General features: G+C 68.6%; 23 protein-coding genes, 1 tRNA gene and 1 pseudogene. 12 read left to right on the forward strand and 13 right to left on the reverse strand.

The features are described from left to right. From AB5J62_RS37350 to AB5J62_RS37360, 3 genes are all read right to left on the reverse strand, one after another. A complete protein-coding gene (locus AB5J62_RS37350; protein ID WP_370944756.1) occupies nucleotides 1–246 on the reverse strand; it encodes a hypothetical protein in 246 nt (81 codons plus the stop codon). Continuing rightward, nucleotides 243–524, reverse strand: coding sequence for a hypothetical protein (locus AB5J62_RS37355; protein WP_370944757.1), 282 nt, complete (start codon nucleotides 522–524; stop codon nucleotides 243–245). Before AB5J62_RS37355 ends, AB5J62_RS37350 begins: the two co-directional genes overlap by 4 nt. Before the next feature lie 155 nt (nucleotides 525–679). Further along, nucleotides 680–1,735: a hypothetical protein gene (locus tag AB5J62_RS37360; RefSeq protein WP_370944758.1), complete on the reverse strand. Its 1,056-nt coding sequence runs from the start codon at nucleotides 1,733–1,735 to the stop codon at nucleotides 680–682. A gap of 550 nt (nucleotides 1,736–2,285) precedes the next feature. Between AB5J62_RS37360 and AB5J62_RS37365 the strand changes: the two genes are divergently transcribed. The 7 genes and pseudogenes from AB5J62_RS37365 to AB5J62_RS37395 all read left to right on the forward strand — a co-directional run. Continuing rightward, the gene (locus AB5J62_RS37365) at nucleotides 2,286–3,362 is read left to right on the forward strand and encodes a hypothetical protein (protein WP_370944759.1); all 1,077 of its coding nucleotides are present in this window, start codon (nucleotides 2,286–2,288) and stop codon (nucleotides 3,360–3,362) included. Then, a complete protein-coding gene (locus tag AB5J62_RS37370) occupies nucleotides 3,359–4,555 on the forward strand; it encodes a TRM11 family methyltransferase (RefSeq protein WP_370944760.1) in 1,197 nt (398 codons plus the stop codon). The genes AB5J62_RS37365 and AB5J62_RS37370 overlap by 4 nt, the downstream gene beginning before the upstream one ends. Then, nucleotides 4,552–6,024 carry a DNA cytosine methyltransferase gene (locus AB5J62_RS37375; protein ID WP_370944761.1) on the forward strand — a complete coding sequence of 491 codons (1,473 nt, stop codon included), beginning with the start codon at nucleotides 4,552–4,554 and terminating at the stop codon, nucleotides 6,022–6,024. The genes AB5J62_RS37370 and AB5J62_RS37375 overlap by 4 nt, the downstream gene beginning before the upstream one ends. After that, nucleotides 6,021–6,941, forward strand: a complete 921-nt coding sequence (locus tag AB5J62_RS37380; RefSeq protein WP_370944762.1) for a hypothetical protein — start codon at nucleotides 6,021–6,023, stop codon at nucleotides 6,939–6,941. The genes AB5J62_RS37375 and AB5J62_RS37380 overlap by 4 nt, the downstream gene beginning before the upstream one ends. Further along, nucleotides 6,938–7,123, forward strand: a complete 186-nt coding sequence (locus AB5J62_RS37385; protein WP_370944763.1) for a hypothetical protein — start codon at nucleotides 6,938–6,940, stop codon at nucleotides 7,121–7,123. Before AB5J62_RS37380 ends, AB5J62_RS37385 begins: the two co-directional genes overlap by 4 nt. Before the next feature lie 25 nt (nucleotides 7,124–7,148). Continuing rightward, nucleotides 7,149–7,889: a recombinase family protein gene (locus AB5J62_RS37390; RefSeq protein ID WP_370944764.1), complete on the forward strand. Its 741-nt coding sequence runs from the start codon at nucleotides 7,149–7,151 to the stop codon at nucleotides 7,887–7,889. An 899-nt stretch (nucleotides 7,890–8,788) separates the two neighbouring features. Beyond that, nucleotides 8,789–9,883 (forward strand): annotated as a pseudogene (locus AB5J62_RS37395) (recombinase family protein); the annotation flags it as partial. A gap of 685 nt (nucleotides 9,884–10,568) precedes the next feature. Here AB5J62_RS37395 and AB5J62_RS37400 read toward each other — a convergent pair. The 5 genes from AB5J62_RS37400 to AB5J62_RS37420 all read right to left on the reverse strand — a co-directional run bounded on the left by AB5J62_RS37400 (nucleotide 10,569) and on the right by AB5J62_RS37420 (nucleotide 14,497). Then, a tRNA-Ala gene (locus AB5J62_RS37400) sits at nucleotides 10,569–10,641 on the reverse strand. Between the two features lie 56 nt (nucleotides 10,642–10,697). Further along, entirely contained in the window at nucleotides 10,698–11,504 is an 807-nt protein-coding gene (glpR, locus tag AB5J62_RS37405) for a gephyrin-like molybdotransferase receptor GlpR (protein WP_370944765.1), read from the reverse strand. A 154-nt stretch (nucleotides 11,505–11,658) separates the two neighbouring features. Next, the gene (locus AB5J62_RS37410) at nucleotides 11,659–12,276 is read right to left on the reverse strand and encodes a GNAT family N-acetyltransferase (RefSeq protein ID WP_370944766.1); all 618 of its coding nucleotides are present in this window, start codon (nucleotides 12,274–12,276) and stop codon (nucleotides 11,659–11,661) included. 47 nt (nucleotides 12,277–12,323) lie between these two features. Continuing rightward, nucleotides 12,324–13,595 (reverse strand): gephyrin-like molybdotransferase Glp, encoded by a 1,272-nt coding sequence (glp, locus tag AB5J62_RS37415; protein ID WP_370944767.1) that lies wholly within the window; start codon nucleotides 13,593–13,595, stop codon nucleotides 12,324–12,326. Next, nucleotides 13,592–14,497 carry a UTP--glucose-1-phosphate uridylyltransferase gene (locus AB5J62_RS37420; protein WP_370944768.1) on the reverse strand — a complete coding sequence of 302 codons (906 nt, stop codon included), beginning with the start codon at nucleotides 14,495–14,497 and terminating at the stop codon, nucleotides 13,592–13,594. Before AB5J62_RS37420 ends, glp begins: the two co-directional genes overlap by 4 nt. A gap of 24 nt (nucleotides 14,498–14,521) precedes the next feature. On the opposite strand from AB5J62_RS37420, the gene AB5J62_RS37425 reads away from it, so the two are divergent. From AB5J62_RS37425 to mscL, 4 genes are all read left to right on the forward strand, one after another. Continuing rightward, nucleotides 14,522–15,112, forward strand: coding sequence for a 5-formyltetrahydrofolate cyclo-ligase (locus tag AB5J62_RS37425; protein WP_370944769.1), 591 nt, complete (start codon nucleotides 14,522–14,524; stop codon nucleotides 15,110–15,112). An 89-nt stretch (nucleotides 15,113–15,201) separates the two neighbouring features. After that, entirely contained in the window at nucleotides 15,202–15,549 is a 348-nt protein-coding gene (locus tag AB5J62_RS37430; protein ID WP_370944770.1) for an FmdB family zinc ribbon protein, read from the forward strand. A 136-nt stretch (nucleotides 15,550–15,685) separates the two neighbouring features. Then, on the forward strand, nucleotides 15,686–16,177 hold the full coding sequence (locus tag AB5J62_RS37435) for a hypothetical protein (protein ID WP_370944771.1): 492 nt from the start codon (nucleotides 15,686–15,688) through the stop codon (nucleotides 16,175–16,177). Nucleotides 16,178–16,202: 25 nt separating this feature from the next. Beyond that, entirely contained in the window at nucleotides 16,203–16,622 is a 420-nt protein-coding gene (mscL, locus tag AB5J62_RS37440; protein WP_370944772.1) for a large-conductance mechanosensitive channel protein MscL, read from the forward strand. A gap of 7 nt (nucleotides 16,623–16,629) precedes the next feature. Here the strand turns inward: mscL and AB5J62_RS37445 are convergent, their stop codons facing one another. Together AB5J62_RS37445 and AB5J62_RS37450 are read right to left on the reverse strand one after the other, a co-directional pair. Then, complete coding sequence (locus AB5J62_RS37445; protein WP_370944773.1) at nucleotides 16,630–16,797, reverse strand: hypothetical protein; 168 nt, start codon at nucleotides 16,795–16,797, stop codon at nucleotides 16,630–16,632. A gap of 49 nt (nucleotides 16,798–16,846) precedes the next feature. Then, entirely contained in the window at nucleotides 16,847–17,347 is a 501-nt protein-coding gene (locus AB5J62_RS37450) for a molybdenum cofactor biosynthesis protein B (protein WP_370944774.1), read from the reverse strand. A gap of 116 nt (nucleotides 17,348–17,463) precedes the next feature. Between AB5J62_RS37450 and AB5J62_RS37455 the strand changes: the two genes are divergently transcribed. Next, complete coding sequence (locus tag AB5J62_RS37455; RefSeq protein ID WP_370944775.1) at nucleotides 17,464–18,519, forward strand: NAD-dependent epimerase/dehydratase family protein; 1,056 nt, start codon at nucleotides 17,464–17,466, stop codon at nucleotides 18,517–18,519. A 46-nt stretch (nucleotides 18,520–18,565) separates the two neighbouring features. Here AB5J62_RS37455 and AB5J62_RS37460 read toward each other — a convergent pair whose 3' ends face one another. Genes AB5J62_RS37460 through AB5J62_RS37470 form a run of 3 tightly spaced genes read right to left on the reverse strand, consistent with a single transcriptional unit; the run spans nucleotide 18,566 to nucleotide 21,647 of the window. Next, nucleotides 18,566–19,615, reverse strand: a complete 1,050-nt coding sequence (locus AB5J62_RS37460; protein WP_370944776.1) for a sensor histidine kinase — start codon at nucleotides 19,613–19,615, stop codon at nucleotides 18,566–18,568. Continuing rightward, nucleotides 19,612–20,310 (reverse strand): response regulator transcription factor, encoded by a 699-nt coding sequence (locus tag AB5J62_RS37465; RefSeq protein ID WP_370944777.1) that lies wholly within the window; start codon nucleotides 20,308–20,310, stop codon nucleotides 19,612–19,614. Before AB5J62_RS37465 ends, AB5J62_RS37460 begins: the two co-directional genes overlap by 4 nt. A gap of 8 nt (nucleotides 20,311–20,318) precedes the next feature. Continuing rightward, complete coding sequence (locus AB5J62_RS37470) at nucleotides 20,319–21,647, reverse strand: hypothetical protein (RefSeq protein WP_370944778.1); 1,329 nt, start codon at nucleotides 21,645–21,647, stop codon at nucleotides 20,319–20,321. Nucleotides 21,648–21,727 lie beyond the last annotated feature (80 nt).

Raw genomic sequence — 21,727 nt, forward strand, 5'->3', positions numbered from 1 at the left:
TCACCTGGTCCATCGCCGTCGACGCGCGGACGCGACCGGACTCGACCGCGTCGAGTGGGCGACGCCTTCGGGCACTTCGGTGAGCAGTCGGCTCAGAATCTCCTGCCCGGCGACCAGCAGCTCGCACTTGCCGGTGAAGTGGCGGAAGAACCTGCTCTTGGTGACGCCGGGCGCTCGGCGAACTGACGAGGATGTCGTAGTCCACGCGGAAACCGCCGCGTATGGGTCGGACGGCTGGTCAGTCAAAGCGCCGCCTTCTCCTGCTCGCCGGGATCGCCGCCGCCCATCACCCGGCGCACCCCGCCGATGGACAGGAAGACGGTCGCCAAACCGGCGAGCACGCCCATCACCCAGTTGCGGATGTTGGTCAGAACCTGATCAACAGATCCGGCCAGGGCGACCACCACGGTGTCCGCGTGCGCGGCCGAGGCGGGCACGAACAGCGCGATGACGGCCACGCCGGTGAGCAGCGCGAGGTTCCGCCGAAGTGTGGTCCGACGACGGCCAGCCGACAGGGAAGACATCCGAGGTGTGGTGGACGTGGGAGTGGTCGGCCGTGAGGTGCAGGAGGTAGCCCGGCGGGCTCGGCGAGCCGCTCCGAGCGGGAGGAGGACGGGTCCACGGCGAGGCCGACGGTCGCTGCTGCGACGGTCTGGCCGGCGGCGGACGGGCGAATGGGTCAGGCGCATCGCGGCACCTCCGGAGTCGTGCTCGACAGCTGCCGGGGTGTTCCGGTCGAGCGGTCGAGCGAGGTGGTGTGCGCGGGAGCGGCTGGGGTCCTCCCGCAGCCCTCGACTCCGGATTCGGGGGCCTTTTTCCAGGCGCGTGACCGAACCGTGACCAACGACTTTCCGCCGATCCTGGTCACCGTGCGTGACTTCCGGGTCGGTCGGCGCGCGGCACGGTTGGCGTCGCTCGCGGCGGCGGTGATGGCCGTCGCGTTCACCGCGCGGATCTCCACGTCGCGCTCGCGGCGGTCGGCGGGGTCGTCGTGCGGTGCCTGGTCGGTGAGCCATGCGAGCAGGCGCGCTTCGGCTTGACTGCGGACCCAGTGCAGGGCGGTGACCTTGACTCCGCGGTCGGCCGCGGCGGCGGTGAGCGTGTAGTCCTCGAGGCGGGTGGAGCCGATTAGTTCGGCCTCGTCGCCGGTGATCGCCCCATCGGCGACGGCGCGGGCGAGGACGAAGTCCGGGTGCCCCCACGGCGGGGTGGGTTCGCTGGAGTGGAAGTCCTCATCGGTGGGCATCGGGCGGTCGAGTGCCTCGCGAATGAAGAGGTGTCCCGCGCGCAGGCCCGCGCAGCGCAGCCGCCACATGACCCACGGCCTGGCGAGGTCGATGCTCGCCAGTTCGGACAGGAAGCCGGTCAGAATCGCGGCGTGGATGTCGCGGTGGTCGTCGGCGTACGGCGCGGACAACTCGGCGGCAATGGCGAACAGCGCGGGCAGCGCGACGCCGACGCACGCGACGGTCCAGGTGCCGCCCTCGTCGCGAGAACGGGTGACCAGGTGGACCCAGATCGGGTCCACGGTGGACATCGGAAGGTTGGCGTCGAGAAGCAGGTCCCGCAGCTCGTCCAGGGGCACCCGCCGCCGGGGCAGACCGGGGAAGAGCCAGCCTTCGATGGAGACCGGGCTCGGCCCGGTGACCAACCACTCGAACGCCGTCCGCGCGGAATCCAGCGGAAGCGAGTCACGCTCAAAAGACGTGCGGCGGAATATGCGATTCGGGGCCATGACGGCTCCTTTGCGTGGTCCGGGAAACAGTGACCACGCAAGGAAGCCAAATCAGGTCCACCAAAACGCCACGAAACCGCCACCAAATGGCCTCCAAAGCGCCACCGATGATCTTGAACAGCAGCCTCCAAGCGCCACAAAGATCATCTACAGCCTGGAGAAGCGCCCGCCGCGAAGGTCAGACAAGATCATTTGATGATCGTCGGTAATAGGCCCTGAGCTGTAGTAACAGTGTTTTGGTGGCGTTTTGGTGGCGATCCGGTAATAGGCCCATGGGGCGAGGGTCAGGCCGCGAGGCGGCCCGGACTGTCGTCGCGCGTTGAGGTTGCCGGAAAAATTGTGGAGCCCGCGCGACGGACGGCTCGACACAAGCTCTACGCGAGCACGCGCGCGTGAGCCTCATGTGCATTATTCGACCCCGAATCGCGCCGAATATTGACGATAAAGATTAGGTAACAGCCCTGGAAAAGTGGGTCGTTTTTCGGAGTCGGGGGGTGTCACAGAGCGCCACGTATCGCGGCGCGCACCCCAGAGGTTCTGCGAGGATTCCATGACCCAGTCCGACCGCCCCACGAGCCGCGGACCGAAGCGGCGCGGTGACACGACTCGCCCGGCGAGCACCCGCTCCGGCACCCGCCGAGGCGGGGATCGCCGCCCCTATCCGACCGCGTCGACCACCACCAGGGTCAGTCCCGCCAAGCCCGGTTCGGCGAGCACTCGCTCCCGGTCGCGCGGGTCCGCGACGACGCCCACCCCGGCGACGGTCTGGACGGCCGGCCCGGCTCCGATCGAGCTCGACAGGGCCTGGCCGGAACCGATCGTCAGCAAGATCGTCAGCTCGTTCAGCGAGTCCGGCGGGCGGGTCGCCCTGCTGCCCTGGCCGACCTCCGGCAGCCGTGCGCCGCTCGCGTCGATCGGCGCGGACGGGGTGATCGACCACGCCCCGGCAACCGAGCCGGACCACGCGCTGGCCGACGCGCTCGCCGCCGTCGAGGCGCTTGACCGGACCGGCCGCGTGGTGCGCGTCGCGGTGGACCCGACCGCCACCGGTCCGGGTGCGCGACCGTTCTGGGCCGACCTTGTCGGCGACGCCGATCGCTCGGCCGTGACCGCCTTCCCGTCGGTGCGGACGGGCATCGGCGACGGGGCGTTCGTCGGTGCCGAGGACGCGCCGGCGGACACCGACCTGATCATCACGAGCCTGCGCCCCGAGCACGGCGGCGACCAGTCCAGCGACCTCGTGGCGTTGGTCGCGGCGCGACTGCTGCGGGTCGGCGGCATCCTCGTCGTTCTCACCCACTGTGACTGGCCCGCCGGTGAGCTGATCGACCCGACCGGCGCGGTCGTGGCCTCCGCTCAGAACGCCGACCTGCTCTACCTGCAGCACATCGTGGCCCTGCACGCGCCGGTGCGCGGCGGCCGGTTCGACGCCGAATCCCTCACCGAGCCCGACGGTCCGACGGCCGGAAACGAAGCGCGGGCTCGACACCGCGCGGTCGTGCGCGGGCTGCCCGCACCGCATCGGCGGATCCACTCCGACGTCCTCGTCTTCGCCCAACCGCACGACTACGAGCCGCCTCGCGTGAGCCCGGCGGACGCGGCACTCGAGAGCGGAGTCATCCGATGACCCACGCCCAGGTGCCGAACCCCGCCCAGCCCGAAGCCCACCGCCAGGAAGGCACGACCGTGGCCGACGACCGCTTCCCGCGCGCCATGTCCAAGGCAGCTACCACCCCGGCCCCGGCCCGTGAGGAGAACCCGGTGGACGAGCCGACCCAGCGCGTCCCGCGCGCGCTCATCGACGACCTCGACGGCACCACGGGCACACCGCCCGAGCTGGTCGCCGACGACTCGGCCGGAGACGTTGCGGTGTCGGTGTGGACGACCGCGCAGACCTCACCGGCCGCCCAGCGCAAGGGCCGCTACACGCCTGAATCGACCGCGCACCCCGCGAAGATGCTCCCGGCCGTCGCGGCGCACGCGATCGCCCACTACACGCAGCCGGGCGACCTGGTGCTCGACCCGATGTGCGGGATCGGCACCACCCTCGTCGAAGCACTGCACGCCGGGCGCCGCGCGGTCGGGATCGAATACGAGCCGCACTGGGTCGACGTCGCCCGCGCCAACCTCGCGCTCGCCCACGACGCCGGGGTTGACCACGACGGCCGGGTGTTCCACGGCGACGCCCGCCAGATCGCGTCGCTGCTCCCGCCGGAGTACGCCGGGCAGGCCGCGCTCGTGGTCACCTCACCTCCGTACGGTCCGTCCACACACGGGCAGGTGTCGGTCGCACCGGGCGCAGGGGTACAGAAGTACCACCACCTCTACGGCAACACCCTCGACCGCGGAAACCTCGCCAACATCGGGCACCACCGGCTGCTGGCCGGGTTCACCCGCATCCTCGCCGGACTGGTGCCGTTCCTGCGGCCAGGCGGGCACATCGCCATCACCATCCGGCCCTGGCGCGAACACGCCGAACTGATCGACCTGCCCTCGCAGATCCTGGCCTGCGGACTGCACGCCGGCCTGATCCCGGTCGAGCGGTCCGTCGCGCTGCTGGCGCGGGCGGCCGAGCACGACCTCGTCGCGCGCGGCAGCTTCTTCCAGCGCGACTTCATCCGCAAACAGCGCGAAGCCGGGCTGCCGCTGCACCTCATCAGCCATGAGGATGTACTGATTTTCCGCACGGCCCTGCGCCGCGCGACGGGTTCAGGAATCTCGACGGACCGTCAGGATTCCCGACGGCTCCTCACCGGCCGAGCGCGGCACGCCGAGAACCCGAGCGGCGAGTCGGGTGTGCCGGAGAGCTGGGCGGCATGACCACCCGGCCGCTCCGTACCCGAGTTCGGTCGGGGCGCGACTCCGCCCCCGCCCTCGTCGCCGTCACCACGACGGCGGCGGGGGCGGTGCGGGCGGCCACCGCGCAGACCGTGCCGGGCGAAGCGCGGCAGAACGTGTCGGTCGGCGCGAGCCCTGGACCGGTCGTCGGGTCCTTGTGTACCGGCTACCTCGGACTGGACCTCGGCGTGCTGGCCGCGTTCGGCGGCGGACGCGTCGCCTGGGTCGCCGACCCGGACCCGCACATCGCTCAGATTCTCGCCGCCCGGCTGCCGGGTGTGCCCAACCTCGGCGACGTGCGCGCCATCGACTGGACCGCGGTGGAGCCGGTTGACGTGCTCACCGCCGGGTTCCCCTGTCAAGACATCTCCGCCGCCGGGCGGCGCGCGGGCATCGAGAACGGAGCGCGAAGTGGCCTGTGGACCGACATCGTGGCGGGCGTTCGCCTACTACGACCCGCGCTGCTCGTCGTGGAGAACGTCGCCGCGCTTCGCTGGAAAGGCGGAGGTCTCCACCGTGTACTCGGCGACCTGGCCGAAGCAGGGTATGACGCGCTCTGGCGTAGCGTCCGCGCCGCCGATGTCGGCGCGGCACACCGCCGCGAGCGAGTGTTCCTGCTCGCCTGGCCTCGTACCGGTGCCGCCGACCATGGAGGCGGAGATGCTGCCGACGCCGACCGCGCACGACGGCTCCTCCAACGGCATCTCGGCGGCGAGCAGACAGGGCGGACCGTCGCTGTTGGACCGGTTGCGGCTACTGCCGACACCGACCGCCTCGGACGCGAAGAACTGCACGCACAAGACGCAGGGTGGCGGTCCGTCGCTACCCGACCAGGCGCGGCTGCTGCCGACGCCGCGAGCGTCGGACTCCGGCACGGCGGGACGCCGGGCCGGGGTCGGGTTTCGGCCACCGTTGTCGCAGCAAGTGCTTCCGTTGGTCGACCCCGAGGCGTTCCTGCCGACGCCTCGGGCAACCGACGGGACGAAGGGTTGCCCGGCGCAGCGGGGGTCGAAGGGCGACTTGATGCTGCCGTCTGCGGTGATGCGCCTGCTCGTCCCGGACGCGGGCGGCGGCATCTCGTAGCCGTCGCCGACCCGGATCTCGCCTCGCCAGCATCGGTGCATCCTGCGGTGGACTGGGGCGACTACGCGCCGGCCGTGCGGCGCTGGGAACAGGTACTCGGGCGACCGGCACCGTTCCCCACGCAACCGGGCGTTCATGGGCGTCCCGTGTTGGCTCCTGCCTTCGTCGAGTGGCTCCAAGGGCTCGAGCCGGGCTGGGTGACGGCTCTTCCGCTGCCGCGCACCGCGCAGCTTCGTGCGTTGGGCAACGGTGTCGTCCCGCAGCAGGCCACGTACGCCGTCGGGTTGCTGCTCGCTGACCTCGCCGCGCTCCTCGGCGCCGGTTCTACCGAGCCCTCCGGATACGCGGAGGAGGCGAACGCGGCATGACCACACCAACCTCCATTCACGACACCGGTCCGGTCTTGCGATGCCTCTCGCTGGGCGCCGGGGTCCAGAGCAGCGCCGTGCTCCTGCTGGCCTGCGAGGGCGTGATCCCGCGCTTCGATGTCGCGCTGTTCGCCGACACCGGCTGGGAACCACGCGCGGTGTACGCGAACCTCGCCCGGCTCCGTGCGCACGCGGAGAAGTTCGGCATCCCGGTGCGCACGGTGTCGGCGGGCAACATCCGCGACGACGCACTCGACCCCGCCCACCGGTTCGTGTCGATGCCACTGCACGTGCTCAACCCCGACGGCAGTCGCGGCCTGGCGCGCAGGCAATGTACTAGCGAGTACAAAATTTCGCCCCTGAAGAAGGCGGCGCGCGAACTGCTCGGCTACCCGCATCCGCGACGGGTGCCGCGCGGGGTGTACGTCGAGCAGGCCATCGGTATCAGCACTGACGAGTTCACCCGCGCCAAGGACTCCGGCGTCAAGTACCTGCGCAACGTGTTCCCGCTGATCGACCTCGGCTGGGACCGCACGCGGTGTGCCGACTACCTCGCCGAGCACGGGTTCGGCGAGACAGTGAAAAGCGCCTGCGTCGGTTGCCCGTTCCACGGCAACGCGGGCTGGCGCTGGATTCGCGACCACGATCCGGACGGCTGGGCCGAGGCGGTCGAGTTCGACAAGGCCATCCGCGACGGTTACCCGCACGCCACCCGGCAGGGCCAGGAGTTGCGCGGGCAGTACTTCCTGCACCGGTCTTGTCAGCCTCTCGACGAAGTCGACCTCGACCCGCCCACTCCCGGAAAGCGCCATCTGCGGCTGGTCTCTACCAAAGCGGTGGAGGACGACGATCCCGACGGGTGCTCGCCGTGGTCGTGCCGGTCCGGAGCCCCGGTCACCGGGGAGCGTGCGGCATGACCGGGCTGCCGGGCTCGCCCGCGGAAGCGGGGGCACCACCACCGCGACCGCGGGCCGACATCCGCCGCGCGGCTAGGGACCGCGAGCACGCGGCCAGAGGACCGGACGCACCCGCCCTGGCTCGCCGCGCCATGTCCGGAGGCCGGACAGCCGCTCGCGCGCAGAACGCGCGCACCTCGTAGTCCTTCACGGAATTGGAGAACCGCCATGCCTTCGAACAGCACCGCGCAGGATCAGTCCGGCGACCGCATTCCGCGTTGGGCTGCGACCGCCGGCCGCCAGAGCTTCGGGCAGCGCCTCACGGCGATGGGCGCCCTGCTGTTCGGATCGGCGACGGAGCCGGACACCGGTGAGGCCACGCCGTCGTGGCGCGTTCGCCAGCACGTGTTGCGTGACTACCACGCCACGAACCTCGCTGCGGCCCGCACCGTGTCCGAGGAATTGGTGCGCGCCGGTTTCAACACCGGAGATGTGCCTTACGGCTATCGCGCCCGGCGGGTCCGGGTCACTCCTGCGGGCCGACGACCGCGCTGGCGCACCCGGCTGCTGATTGAGCCGGTCGAAGCGTCCACGGTACGGATGATCTTCGTGTGGAGGGGCGAGGACCGCATGTCCACCACCGAGATCCGTCGCCGACTCGCCGCGTCCCGCTACCCCGCTCCGTTGGACCCCGAGACGGGCGAGCCCGGCGTGTGGACAGTGGCGATTGTGCGGGCGATCCTGCGCAACCCGAAGTACCTCGGCCGCCAGGTCTGGGGACGCACCCACCACGGAAAGCCGACTCCGCGAGCTGACTGGGTCTGGTCGGAGGTGTGGGTGCACCCGCCGCTGGTGACCGTCGAGGAATTCGCCGCCGCCGACCGGCGCTCGTGGGGTGTCCCCGCCTCCGCCGGGGCCAACGACTTCTCCGCGAATGCGCTGCCGCCCGATCGCCGGCGGGCCGCGTGATGGCCTCGAACCACTACCCGGACGGGCTGACGATCGAAGCCATCACCGCACTGCAGCGGGAAGTCAACGACGAACTCCGGCGGGAGGGCTATCCCGTTCAGCCAGTACAGCTGGCGTTCCTGGAGGTCCGGCCAGCTTCGGCCCGCAGACTCCCAGTTGACCATTCGCCACCACGAACCGACGACTCGCTGCCGACCGGGGATGGCGCCGCCCGGAGACCTCGGCGGGGCAGCGGACAATCAGGGTGCTCGGCCGACGACGTGGCCGCCAGCTCCGGTTCGGGGTGACCTATGACTCCGCAGAGAAAGAGAAGGCAGAGAAAAGGCCACCCCATCAATACTCGGCGTGTTGCAATCCGAGGCGTTCGCCACGATCCGCCAGACATTCGCAAGCTCGCAAAAGTCATCCTGAGTCTCGCAACAACACCAACGCAAGACGAAGACGTTCCCGCAAACGACTCGTTCAATACGCGAGAATCAAACGTCGCGCCAGAAGAGAAACAAATCAACCGCTCGGAAGCGGCGTAAAAGAATCGCGGCACATCGAGGTAATATTTGAATTGAACAAAAGGAGATGCCGACTTTTTTGGGTGCAGCCATTTGTGGCGATCTCCCATTCCGAACTAGACGAGAAGAGCGTGGGATGACGGGCGCGAACGCAGAACCTTCCGACAACTCGTGCATGGGTGTTTTCCCCGCAGCACTATCGGCGGCCTCGATCGCAGCCGAGCCGAAGCTTCGAGCCGTCACCTATCGGCGCGTGGCATCAGACGCCCCGGCCACCACTGCCTCCCTAGACGCGCAGCGCGCGGCGTGCCAACGCCTCATCGATCAGCTCGGCCTGCACGTCGTTGACGTGCTCATCGAGCCCGAGCACTCGGCGACCGAGGCGAGCGCGCGATGACCAGCGCATACGACGATCTCGTCGACGAACTGCTCGGGGATGACGCTCTCCCTGCCGTCCTATCGACGGTCGCCGAAGCGGTGGAACCGGGAAGCCGGGCAGTGATCTACCTGCGGGTGTCATCGGCTGGCCAGGTCAAGAACGACTACGACCCCGAAGGTATCTCGATACCCGCCCAGCGCGTCAAATGCCAGCGCAAAGCCGAGCAACTCGGCTTGACGATCATTGATGAATACGTCGAGCCTGGTCGCACGGCGACCGAGATGTCGAAGCGAGTCGAGTTCCAGCGGATGCTCACGCGAGTACGCAACGCGGGCGACGTCGACTACATCATCGTCTACAAGCTGTCCCGGATGGCGCGGAACCGGCTCGACGACGCCATCGTCATGGCTGATCTTCGCAAACGCGGTGTCACCCTTGTATCGGCCACCGAGTCGATCGACGACTCGCCGGTTGGTCAGCTCATGCACGGCATCCTGGCCACCTTCAACGAGTACCAGTCGCGAGAGTCCGGTGCCGACATCGCGTACAAGATGAAGCAGAAAGCCAAGAATGGCGGCACGATCGGTCGCGCCCCGCTGGGCTACCTCAACGTCCGCGACCGGTTCGACGGCCGCGAGATCCGCACCATCGCCGTCGACCCCGAACGTGCGCCCTTTGTCCAGCTTGCTTTCGAGCTCTACATCACCGGTGACTACTCGTTGGAAGACCTGTCCGACGAGCTCTACGATCGCGGACTGCGCACCCGACCCACCGGTCGCCATCCCGCCAAGCAGGTGTCGATCAACAAGCTCTCCATGATGCTGCGAGACCGCTACTACCTCGGGTACGTAGAGGTCGATGGCGAGGAAGTCCAAGGCCGGCACGAGCCGCTCATCGACGAGGACCTGTTCGATCGCGTCCAGGATCTCCTCGAATCCCGCTCCACGGCAGGAGAACGCCGCCGCGAGCACCCCCACTACCTGAAGGGCTCGTTGTTCTGTGGACGCTGCAAGCGAGCGGGCATCACCCAGCGGCTGATCGTCCAGCACACCGTCAACTCCCGAGGCAGCGAATACACCTACTTTTTCTGCCGCAACAAGCAGAACGGCAGCTGCGAAGCTCCGCACATCAATGTCGCCCTCATCGAAGACGCCGTGGAAAACCACTACGCCACGATCCGCTTCAGCGCCCAGTTCGTCGCCACCGTCCGCGCCGAGGTCGCCCGCGCCATCGACGAGCAGGAAGCGTCCGAGCGACTGCTCCACAAACAACTCACTACCGAGTTGCAGGCGCTGGACACCCGCGAAGAGAACCTCATCGAACTGGCGGCCGACTCCACCATCGGGCAAGACAAGATCAAGACCAAGCTTCGCGAGATCGCCCGCCAGCGACGACGCCTCGGCGAACGCCTCACCACCACGACCGAGAACCTCTCCGACAGCGCCCGGCTCATCGAAGCCGCGCTCACCTTGTTGGAGAACCCCCAAGAGCTCTACCGCCGCTGCGACGAACAGCAACGCCGCATGCTCAACCAGGCGATCTTCCACAGCATCTACGTCGATGACGACCAGATCGCCGACCACAGCCTCCGGGAGCCCTTCGCACACCTGCACGCTGTCCAGAGCGACTGGCAGACCGCCGAAGTGACCGTGCCGGAGCCACGAACCGACACCCGGCCCCGAAATGCCAAAAGGGCCGCCTCCCAAAAGGGAGGCGGCCCCGTGGCTACCAACGGTCTTCAGGTCCTACTACGTGGCGTTGTTTCGGTGCCGTGTTCTAGTAAGACCCCTAGGGTGGAGCTGAGGGGAATCGAACCCCTGACCTTCTCGATGCGAACGAGACGCGCTACCAACTGCGCTACAGCCCCTCGTTTGAAGCTCCATGAGCCTATCAAGGGCTCATGGAGCCTCTCGCGCGGGGGTCCTACTCCCCTGAAGCACGCCTAAACGGCCTTGTCCCGGGCTCGTCGAGCTCGTGGAACGCCGGGTCTTCGTCGTCGAGGTCGACGACGACGGCCTGCCGCCGCAGCCGCGAGGTGGGCGACGGCCTGCGCTCGACGACTTCCCGGCGGGCCGCGGAGACGACCTCGATGTCTTCGAGTGGTTCTTCTTCGATCTCGTCGAACCGCTCGCGGACGGGAACGCGTCCGCCTCCGCCGACGTGGCCGTGGCCGTGGCGGGCCATGCGGCGGGCGCGGATCTCCGACTCGATGCGGACCTGGCGACGCAGGTAGCCGAGATAGGCGATCAGCACGAAGTCCGCCACGCCGTTGCCCCACCAGGCCAGCGGCCAGACGAAGCCGGCGACGGCCGCCGTGATGATCACGAGGACCAGCAGGGCGACGACCACGCGCTGGCGGTAGGCGTACTTGGCCCGAGCCGCGATTTCGGCGGCCTCCGGGTCGAAGCCGCCTCGGCCGGGCCGGTAGCCTCGTGGGTTGTCGGAGCGGACCGGCACCCGTTTCGGCTGCGGGAGCGGCTCCGGTTCGTCCTCTTCCAGGTCTTCGTCGAGGCCTGCTTCAAGCTCGGCGAGATCGTCTTCGACCGACGGCTCCTGAGCCATGGCGAACTCCTCCCGTGCGTCGCTGCGCGCGCTCCCGCTCCGGACCACCCTGGCGGCCAAAGCCGAGTCGGCGGTCTGCGCCACCTGCTGGCGCTTACGCGCGACCATGGGCACGAGAACGACGAGCCATGCCACCGCCAGTGCGACGATGATCAACGAACTGGGCACTCCCGTCACCTCCCCCGATCCACTTCTGTCGTCACGCTAGTCACAGGAGTAACAGATCGGACGGAGGCTCGCCGATCTAGATCAGGAAAAGGCGTCACCGAATTAGGTGATTCTCACCCCATGTGGTAACGCGATTACGGTGTTGACCTTGTAATCAGCGGTCGGCGTAGTCGGCACGCCCCGCGGCCACCAGTCTGGGCACCAGGCCATCGCCGATCTCCTCGGCGGTGATCGCGAAGCAGAGGTGGTCGCGCCACCCGCCCGCGACGTCGAGGTAGCGGCGGAACAACCCCTCCTCACGGAACCCCGCTTTGGCGAGAACCCGCAGGCTGGGCGTGTTTTCGGGGCGGACGGTCGCCTCGAGCCGGTGCAGCCCGCCGACCGTGAAGACATGGTCGGCGACCAGCGCGACGGCAGCCGTCGCGACGCCGCCGCGCACGATCTTCGACGAGACCCAGTAGCCGACCCAGGCCGACCGGAGTGAGGCCCTGATCACATTACCGACGGTGATCTGACCGGCGAAAACGCCGTCGACGGTGATCGCGAACGGCAAGCATTGGCCGCGGCGCGCGAGCGAACGCAGCGCCGCCCACTGCGAAGGCCACGAGAGGAACGCGTTGCGGTCGGCCCACGAGCCCGGCGCGCTGGGTTCCCACTTCTCCAGGTGCGCTCGATCGTGCAGCCTCGCTTTGCTCCACTCGCCCGCGTCGCGCAAGCGGATGGGGCGCAGCGCGACTGTGCCGGCGGCGACCTCGAGCGGTCCGAGCTTCATCGGCCAGCCGGGGTGACGGCTCTCAACGTCGTAAACCGGCCTGGCCACTACGCCCGCTGCGCCAGGAAGGTGACCTTGACCTGCTCGCCCGCGGCGACTTCGGTGAGGTCCTCGTCGATGTTGATCAGGCAGTTCGCCTCGGCGAGCGAGGCCAGCAGGTGCGCGCCGGAGGTGCCGAGCGGCTGCACGAGGTACTCGCCGTTGCCTTCGTCGCGCAGCAGCTGCCCGCGCAGGAAGCCCTTCCGGCCCTTGGTCGACGTGACCGGCGACAGCAGTCGCGCGCTGACGATCCGGCGGTGCGGGTTGCGGGTGCCGCGCGCCGCCCTGATCAGCGGCCGGACCAGCACCTCGAACACCACGAGCGCGCTCATCGGGTTGCCGGGGATCAGGAAGGTGGGCACCGAGTCCGGACCGAGTCTGCCGAAGCCCTGGACCGAGCCGGGATGCATGGCGATCCGGGTCATGTCGATGCGGCCGAGGTCGGACAGCGCGGCGTGCACCTCGTCGCCGCTCGAACCGCCCGCGCCGCCCGCGACCACGACGATCTCGGACATCAGCAGCCGGCCTTCGACGATCTCGCGCAGCCGTTTCGGGTCGCTCGACACGATCCCGACCCGGCTGACCTCGGCGCCGGCGTCACGCGCCGCCGCGGCGAGCGCGTAGGAGTTGACGTCGTAGACCTGGCCGACCGACGGGGTGCGGTCGATGTCGACGAGCTCGTCGCCGACGGAGACGATCGAAACCCGGGGACGCGGGTAGACCAGGACCTTGGAGCGGCCGACGGCGGCGAGCAGGCCCACCTGCGCCGATCCGATCGTGTCGCCCTTGCGCACCGCGACGTCGCCGATCTGGACGTCCTCACCGGCACGGCGGACGTAGCCTGCCGACGGCACCGAGCGGTGCACGGTCACCTTGGCCTGGTGGCCGTCGGTGAACGCGGTCGGCACGACCGCGTCGGCGAGCGTCGGCAGCGGCGCGCCCGTGTCGACGCGCACCGCCTGCCCCGGCTGCAACCGCCGGGGCTGGCGGCTGCCCGCCGCTATCTCGCCAACGACGGGCAGCTGGACCGGCTCCTGGCCTGCGCTCCGCACGTCGACGCTGCGCACCGCGTAACCGTCGACGGCGGCCTGGTCGAACCCCGGCAACGCGTGCTCGGCGACGACCTCTTCGGCGCACAGCAGACCCTGCGCCTCGGAGATCGCCACGCGCACGGGCCTGGGCCGCACGGCGGCGTCCAGTGTCAGCGCGATCTGCTCGTCGACGGAACGGAACTCCGCCGTGGATTCGGTCTCGGCCGCCTCGCCGATGGGCTCCGTCATGACTGGGGGGTCTCGATCCGTTCGGTCAACCAGGCACGCAGTGAAGGTCCGTACTCCGGGTCCTCCAACGCGAAATCGACCGCCGCGCGCAGGAAGCCGCCGGGGTTGCCCAGATCATGCCGTCCGCCTCGGTGGACGACGATGTGAACGGGGTGTCCCTCGGCGATGAGCAGCGCGACCGCGTCAGTGAGTTGCAGTTCACCACCGGAACCAGGGGTGATGCGGCGCAAAGCGTCGAAAATCGCCCGATCGAGCAGATAACGGCCTGCGGCGGCGTAGGTCGACGGCGCGTCCTCCGGCTTCGGCTTCTCGACCATCCCGTGCACCTGCTTGACGTCCGGGTCGTCGGTGTCGGACACGTCGAACACGCCGTAGGGCGAGATCTGCTCCTTGGGGATGTCGAACGCGCAGAGCACGCTCCCGCCCCGCGCGGCACGGACGGCGGACATGCGGTCCAGCACACCCGTGGGCAACACCAGGTCGTCCGGCAGCAGGACGGCGACGGCTTCGTCCTCGTCGGTCAAGTTCGGCTCGGCCTGCGCGACGGCGTGGCCAAGGCCGAGCGCCTGCTTCTGGATGGCCACCTCGACGTCAATCAGGTTGGGCCCACGGCGCACCTTTTCCAGCAGCGCGGTCTTGCCGCGGCTCTCCAGCTCGCTCTCGAGCTCCGGAGAGTGCTGGAAGTGGTTGATCACCGATTCCTTGCCGGGCGAGGTCACGATCACCAGCCGGGTCGCACCCGACTCGGCTGCCTCCTTGGCGACGAGCTCGATCGCCGGCGTGTCGATCACCGGGAGCAGCTCCTTGGGCACGGACTTGGTTGTCGGTAAGAACCGGGTACCCAGCCCGGCGGCCGGCACGATCGCGGTTCGGAACGTCTGGTTGGTCGCTGCGCCCGTCATGGGCGCAAAGCCTAACCTGACCTCGTGGACGGGCTGGGCAATGAGCACCTGAGCAAGACCGAGTGGCGCTCGAAGATAACCACCGAACGGCGTTCAATGGAAGCGGAGAGTCACGCGGCGGAGGCGCTCGCACTGACCGGTTCGGCTTCACGGTTGCCCGGTTCCGTCGTCTGCGCCTACGTGCCGTTCGGCACCGAACCCGGCTCCCTATCTCTCCTTGATCAACTTCTGGACCTGGGGAAACAGGTACTGCTGCCGATCGTCCCCGATACTCGCGGCCCGCTCGAATGGGCTTGCTACGAGGGCCCGGCGACACTCGGGCCTGGTCGGCTTCGCGGGCTCATGGAGCCCTTAGGAACCCGGCTAGGGGTGGACGCGATCGGCGCCGCCGACCTCATACTGGTTCCCGCGCTCGCGGTCGACGACGATGGCGTCCGACTGGGTCGCGGTGCGGGCTACTACGATCGATCGCTGGTCTTCGCCGCGCCCGGCGTCGAGCTGGTGGCAGTGGTTCGGGACGCCGAGCTGGTGCGCCGGCTTCCTGCCGAACCACATGATGTCCGCATGAGCGGGGCACTGACCCCAGGTCAGGGCCTGGTTCCCCGGCCAGTGTGAGCAAGGGGGGTTTGCGCGCGGGGAATGTGGTGAAGCACAATTGGGTTAGCACTCTTGCCGACCGAGTGCCAGTTCGTTAAGGAGCAGCAGTGCCGACTTACCAGTACGCGTGCAAGGAATGCGATCACCGGTTCGAAGCCGTGCAGTCGTTCTCCGACGCGAGCCTCACCGAGTGCCCTCAGTGCTCAGGCCCGCTGCGCAAGGTATTCGGGTCGGTCGGCGTCGTGTTCAAGGGCAGCGGTTTCTACCGCACCGACTCGCGTGACTCGAAGTCCGCTTCGACGACGGCCGCGGCGCCTGCGAAGACCGAGTCGAAGAGCTCGTCCTCGGACAGCGGTTCCTCCTCGTCTTCTTCCGGGTCCTCTTCGTCGAGCACTACGAGCCCCTCCTCATCCTCCTCCACGGGTACGACAAAAACGGCGACCGCGGCTCCCTGACGGCCGAGTTATCCACATCTACCCAGTTATCCACAGATCGGGATTTTCGGCCTTTCCCGTCTTGACTGGCTGGTCCTAGCGTCGGTGTCAGAGCGAAGGCGACCCGCCCTCGCCTGACTCCGGCAAGGACCCCGTCATGCGTATTCCGCGCAAGCCCGCTCTTCTCATCGACCTGCAAGCCCGCCTCCGCGGACGCCCGGCACGCATGCTCCGGCGGGCGACCGCGGTCGGGCTGCTGCTGGCCGGACTGTTCGAACTGCGACACGGCGATCCGGCTCCGGCCGCCGTCGCCACACCGCCTCCGGCGCCCGCTGCCGACGCCGCTCCCAAGCCCGCCGCAGACGGCGAGTCCATCGTGCCGATCCGGTTGGCCGACGCCGCCGTCGCGGACCTGCTGCATCCCGGTTCCCGGATCGATCTCGTCTCCGTCGGCAGAGGCCCGAGCCTTCGGCAGGTACTGGCCACCATGGCTTCGGTGGTCCAAGTGCGGACGTGGGACGGAGAGTCCCGGCACGGCCCGCCTTCTTCCGGGCAAGGCCCGATGGTCCTCGTTTCCCTGCCTGCCGATGTCGCGACACAAGTCGCCGCCTCGTCGCTCGGGAAGGAGTTAGCGGTTACGCTCCGCTAACCCCACCCAGTTTCGAGGAGCTCACATGATCAAGGGATTCAAGGACTTCCTGCTGCGCGGAAACGTCGTCGACCTGGCGGTCGCCGTGGTCATCGGCGCGGCGTTCACCACGATCGTCACCGCGTTCACCAATGGCCTGATCAAGCCGTTGATCAGCGCGATCGGTGGTTCGGACGCCGCGCAGGGACTCGGTTTCCGGATCCTGAGCTCGAACGGCGCGACGTTCATGGACTTCGGCGGCGTGATCAACGCGGCGATCAACTTCGTGATCGTGGCCGCGGTCGTGTACTTCGCGATCGTGCTTCCGGTGAAGCACATCCAGGAGCGGCGCAAGCGTGGCGAGGAGCCTGGTCCCGCCGAGCCGACCGATGTCGAGCTGCTGACCGAGATCCGCGATCTGCTGCGCGCGCAGAACGGGAGCGGACGGGCCACCGACGGCAGGTAGGAACGGCCTAGCGGTCGTGATGAGGCGGACGGTTCTCGAGGTACCACGAGTCGCTGTCCGCGCTCGACGGCTGAGGGTCTCGCTCGTCCGAAGTGGTCTCCGGCAGGACGTCGCCGAAGACCTCGTCAAGACGGCGCTTGACCTCCTCGGCGCGCTTGTCCTGGTGTGAAGGCATGACTCCATGGTCCCACCCGGTCCGGTCGGACCGAGTGGGGACCTGCGGATCATTCCTCGTCGAAGCCGGAGAGCTCGCTGATGACGTGCGGCACGAGCGACGAGAGCGTGGCCATGCCGTCGCGCACCGCGGAGCGGGAGCCTGCGAGGTTGACCACCAGGGTGCTTCCGGAGATGCCCGCGACACCTCGCGAGATCCCGGCGTCGACGGCGCCCGCGGCGAGCCCGGAGGCACGCAGTGCTTCGGCGATGCCCGCGATCGGCCGGTCGAGCACGCCGGACGTGGCGTCCGGCGTCTGGTCACGCGGCGAGACGCCGGTGCCGCCGACGGTGATCACCAGGTCGGCGCCCCCGATCACGGCGGTGTTGAGTGCGTTGCGGATCGCCGCGGTGCCGGCGTCGATGACCACGACCCCGTCGACGATGAAGCCGGTCTCTTCGAGCAGTTCGGTGACCAGCGGGCCGGCCGTGTCCTCGTGTTCGCCGTGTGCGACGCGGTCGTCCACGATGACCACCAGTGCGCGGCCCAGCCGTTGTGCGCTGCGTTCCATGGTGACCACCGTAGTCGGTTTTCCACCGGAGGGAATTCGGGGCGAGTTCTGACGATTCCATGACGTGCGGCCACATCGGCGGGCCATGCGGACCTGGCGGTCCTAGCGTGATCGGTGTGCGAGTTCTAGTGACCGGCGGCGCCGGGTTCATCGGGTCCCATATCGCCGATCTGCTGGCCGACGCGGGCGACGAGGTGGTGGTGCTGGACAGCCTGCTGCCCACCGCGCACGGAGCGCGGACGCCACCGGGTTACACCGGGCGGCACCGGTTCCTGCGCGGAGACGTCACCGACGCCGCGATGGTCGAAGAGCTGCTGATGGACGTCGACGCGGTGTGCCATCAGGCCGCGGTGGTCGGTCACGGCGTCGACCCGTCCGACGCGCCGTCGTACGCACTGCACAACGACTACGGCACGGCCGTGCTGCTGGCCGGGATGTACGCGGCCGGAGTGTCCAAACTGGTGCTGGCGTCGTCGATGGTCGTCTACGGGGAGGGCCGCTATGCCTGCCAGGACCACGGCATCGTGCCGCCGTCACCGCGGCGCCAGTCCGATGTGGACGCGGGCAGGTTCGAACCTGCCTGCGGCGAGTGCGGCGAAGCACTCAGCTGGCGGCTGGTCCCCGAGGACGCGCCGTTGAACCCACGGAGCACCTACGCCGCCACCAAGCTCGCGCAAGAGCACCTGGCCGGAGCGTGGGCACGCCAGACCGGTGGAACCGTGTGGGCGATGCGGTACCACAACGTCTACGGGCCCCGAATGCCTCAGAACACTCCGTACGCGGGTGTCGCGTCGCTCTTCCGGTCCGCTTTGGAACGTGGCGAGGCACCGACCGTGCTTGAAGACGGGCGACAGCAACGAGACTTCGTGCACGTCCACGACGTGGCCATGGCGAACGTCCTCGCCCTGCGCACGGACGGAACACCAGGCGAGCTCGTCCCGGTGAACATCTGCTCCGGGCAGCCGCACACGGTCGGCGAACTCGCCGCCGAGCTCGCCAAGGCTTGCGACGGCCCGGCTCCCGTCGTGGCGGGCGGCGCGAGGCCGGCGGACGTCCGGCACGTCGTCGCGGACCCTTCGCGCGCCGAACGCCTGCTCGGATTCAAGGCACAGACCAGCTTCGCGGACGGCATCGCCGACTTCGCGCGAGCCGAGCTCCGCGAACCGGTCTAGGGCGTGTCCTGGGGATCTTGTGCGATGGGAGTCGTGATCCAGGTGCTCAGCCGACTGCGAGTGGGAGCCTGACCTCGAACCGGCACCCAGGCCCATGGTTCCGCACGCCGATCTGGCCACTGTGCGCCTCCACGAGTCCCTTGGCGATCGCCAAACCGAGCCCGCCGCCTGGGGTCGTGCCGGATCGATCGGGTGTGCGCGCCTGCGTACCGCGGAACGCGACATCGAAGACCCTGGCGATCTCGTCGTCGGGGATGCCGCCGCAACCGTCGTCGACGGCGAGCACGGCGTCGCCGTCCTCGATGCCGATCTGCACCGCGACCGTGCCGTCCGGCGGAGTGTGCCGGATAGCGTTGGACACCAGGTTGCGCACGATCCGGGCGAGCTCCGGATCGCTACCGGTGACCACGGGCCATGCTCCGGCGTCGGCACGCAGGCGGACCTGCTTTCGCTCCGCGACCGGCGTCTGCGCGGCGATCGCGTCGCTGACGACGTCGCGCAGCGGAACCGCGGACATGGTCAGCCGCAAGGCACCCGCGGTGATGCGTGAAAGCTCGAACAGATCGCCGACCATGCCGGACAACCGGGTCGTCTCGCAGCTGATCCGCTGGGCGTAGTCCGCGACCTCGCTTCGTTCCGAGACGACACCGTCGGCGAGCGCCTCGGCCATCGCCTGGATCCCGGCGAGGGGGCTGCGCAGGTCATGGCTGATCCACGCCACCAGCTCCCGCCGCGACGCTTCGGCGGCGCGTTCCCGTTCACGGGCCTCGCGTTCCCAGACGGTTCGCCGCGCGATCGCCCGGCCGAGCAACACCGCGGCGGGCACCGTCACCAAGCCGACCAGCAGGCACACGAGCAGCGTCGTGGTCAGCATCGGTGTGAACATGAACTGGCTGATCCCGAGAACGCCCGCCAGTGTCGCCAGCACCGGTATGACCACGAGCACGGTCATCGTGCTGGCGATCGAGCCGCGGCGCAGCAAATACAGCACGACCCCGCCCAGCACGGCGACGGGCAGCGCGAACAGCAAAGCGAAGGGCAGGATGTGCCAGACATGGGTAAGCATGTCGGCCATGGATTCACCGGAGTCGATCATGACTTGCCCAAGTCGTAGCGATAGCCGACGCCCCACACGGTCGCCACCCGCACCGGCTTCGCTGGCTCGGGCTCGATCTTCTCCCGGAGCCTGCGCACGTGGACGGTCACCGTCGACTGGTCACCGAAGTCCCAGCCCCACACCTTCTCGAGCAGATCGGCACGCGAATAGGCGACGCCAGGGTGAGCGAGGAAGAACGCCAGCAGATCGAACTCCCTTGTCGTCAGCGGAAGTTCGGCACCGTTCAGCGTCGCCTGCCTGGCGCCCATCTGCAACGTCAGGTTCCCGTCGGCGAGTTCTTCGGCGGCGGGTTCAGGTCGTGGCATCCGCGCACGGCGCAGCACCGACGTGACCCTCAGCGCGAGCTCCCTCGGGCTGAACGGTTTGGTGACGTAGTCGTCCGCGCCGAGCTGGAGTCCGGCGATCCGGTTCTCCTCCTCGCCGAGCGCGGTGAGCATGACGATCGGGACCTGGCTGACCTGACGCAGCCGTTTGCATACCTCCAGGCCGTTGATCCCGGGCATCATCACGTCGAGCACGACGAGGTCCGGCGGCCGTGCGGTGAACGCCCGCAATCCCTCGGTGCCGTCGCCCGCCATGTCCACGGTGAAACCGGCGAGTTCGAGATAGCGCCGGACGACGTCGCGCACGGTCTCGTCGTCGTCGACCACCAGTACGCGGCCTTGCTCGTCCATATGAGCTCCTACCAAATCGTCAGCACCAGATGATTCACCAGAAGCGCCGTCGCCGCCTGCGCGGCCAGCCACCAACGCCGATGAGACACCGGAAGCAGTGAAACAGCCGGGAGCAACCAGACCGTGAATGGCAGCCAGATGCGCTCGACCTCGGCCTTCGACAATCCCGACAGATCGGCGAACGCGATCGTCAGCAACGCCGCCACGACGATCATCAGCACCGGCTCGCCCCACGGCCGGCCGGTCATCACGCGCCGCACCCCGGCGACCACCGCGGGCCCGGCAGCGATGGTCACAGCGGCCAAGTCCGCCCACACCCAGTACGAATACGGCCGCTCGCTCGCGATGCCCTGGTAATACCGCTCGACCACCAGGTGGTAGCCGTCGAGCCACCAGAACCCGGCCAGGGTGAACACGGCGATCACGACGGCCGCCCCCGCCACGGCCCAGCCGAGCACTCGCCACTGTTTGCCGAGCACGACCACGGCCAGCGCGATGAGTCCCATCAACACGAGCCCGTACGACAGGTACATCCCGAAGCCCAGCAGAACACCACCAGCGATCGCGTAGACCGCGCGCCGTGTGTGGACGGCCAACGCCAGCAGCATCACCGCCGTAGCGGTCACCCCGGCGAACAATCCGTCCGCCGACGCGCCGATCCAGATCGCACCTGGCGTCAAGGCCGCGAACGGCACCGTGGCTCGCGCGGCATCCGGACGCCCCAGCAACGCGAGTGTCGCGGGGATCGCGACCGTGATCAGGCAGCCGACGGCCACGCACGCTGTAGCGGCCCATGCCCCGCCGCCGAGCCCGATCCGATCCAGCCAGACGAACACCAGCGTCGCGCCCGGCGGATGCCCCGATACGTGGGTGGTCCACGAATTCGGCTGAAAGTCGAGGATGCGTGACGAGAATTCGGTCAGCATGCGTGGGATGTCGCTGATCCCAGGTACCTCGTGCAGGTACTCACTCGGCTGCGTCAACCGCTCGGCATATCCACGTGTCCAGCCGTCGATCATCGCCAGGGAGAACGTCCAAGCCACCGCCGTGACATACCCGAGCGGCAGCAAGCGGCGTAGTGGCAACGTCGCCGCGAACATGGGACCCCAGCACACCGCAGCGAAGGCGATCAGTACCGCGGAGACCGAGCCCGGCCCCGCGTGCACCAGCCAATCCCCGTACAACGGTGGCGCGAACGCGAAGATCACCACGCCGGAACCCGGCCGGTTGAAATAGATGCCGACTCCAGCGGCCGCACCCACGAGAATCAGCGAGAGCGCGACGGCGAGCAGGTCCGCGCGCAAACCGCTCTTCACTCGAATAGCCACCGAAGTCATTACGAGCACCTTAGTCTCACTTAAAGCCTTCAGAGGCCTGTAGGACCATCTCGTCATGACTTGGTAAGAACTCTTTCGAT

Source organism: Amycolatopsis sp. cg5 (assembly GCF_041346955.1).
Taxonomy (GTDB): Bacteria; Actinomycetota; Actinomycetes; order Mycobacteriales; family Pseudonocardiaceae; genus Amycolatopsis.